This is a genomic window from Burkholderia sp. E168m23 (genome assembly GCF_016586125.1).
Classification (GTDB): domain Bacteria; phylum Pseudomonadota; class Gammaproteobacteria; order Burkholderiales; family Burkholderiaceae; genus Burkholderia; species Burkholderia orbicola.
This window is the reverse complement of record NZ_BCPP01001447.1, coordinates 1-1,122: the sequence shown is the minus strand read 5'-3', so window position 1 is coordinate 1,122 and position 1,122 is coordinate 1. Positions and strand designations below refer to the sequence as shown.

Annotated in this window: 1 protein-coding gene; it reads right to left on the bottom strand. The window is 61.9% G+C overall.

Going from position 1 to position 1,122, the window contains the following annotated elements; genetic code table 11:
* Positions 1-1,122 (bottom strand): elongation factor Tu (gene tuf, locus JMF90_RS38055; protein WP_236598139.1); only part of this gene is annotated, 1,122 nt, incomplete at both ends.

Below are 1,122 nucleotides of genomic sequence, written 5' to 3'. Positions count from 1 at the left end.
GCGAAGCGCAGACCTTCTTCCATCGCGATCGGAGCGATCAGCTTCACCGTGATCGACACGTTGTCGCCCGGCATCACCATTTCCTTGTCCTTCGGCAGCTCGATCGAGCCCGTCACGTCCGTCGTACGGAAGTAGAACTGCGGACGGTAGTTGTTGAAGAACGGCGTGTGACGGCCGCCTTCGTCCTTGCTCAGCACGTACACTTCAGCCGTGAAGTGCGTGTGCGGCGTGATCGAACCCGGCTTCGCCAGAACCTGGCCACGCTCCACGTCTTCACGCTTCGTGCCGCGCAGCAGGATACCCACGTTGTCGCCCGCCTGACCTTGGTCCAGCAGCTTGCGGAACATTTCAACGCCCGTGCAGGTCGTCTTCACCGTCGGCTTGATACCGACGATTTCGATTTCCTCGCCGACCTTCACGATGCCGCGCTCGACACGACCCGTCACCACCGTACCGCGGCCCGAGATCGAGAACACGTCTTCCACCGGCATCAGGAACGCGCCGTCAACTGCACGCTCCGGCGTCGGGATGTACGTGTCCAGCGCGTCGGCCAGGCTCATGATCGCCACTTCGCCCAGCTCGCCCGTGTCGCCTTCCAGCGCCAGCTTCGCCGAACCCTTCACGATCGGCGTGTCGTCGCCCGGGAAGTCGTACTTCGACAGGAGTTCGCGAACTTCCATCTCGACCAGCTCGAGCAGTTCCGCGTCGTCCACCATGTCGCACTTGTTCAGGAACACGATGATGTACGGAACGCCAACCTGACGCGCCAGCAGGATGTGCTCACGCGTTTGCGGCATCGGGCCGTCTGCTGCCGAGCAAACCAGGATCGCGCCGTCCATCTGCGCTGCGCCCGTGATCATGTTCTTCACATAGTCAGCGTGGCCCGGGCAGTCGACGTGTGCGTAGTGGCGGTTAGCCGTTTCGTACTCGACGTGTGCCGTGTTGATCGTGATGCCGCGCGCCTTTTCTTCCGGTGCCGCGTCGATCTGGTCGTATGCCTTCGCTTCGCCGCCGAACTTCTTCGTCAGCACCGTCGTGATCGCTGCCGTCAGCGTCGTCTTGCCGTGGTCAACGTGACCAATCGTACCAACGTTCACGTGCGGCTTGGTCCGCTCAAATTTA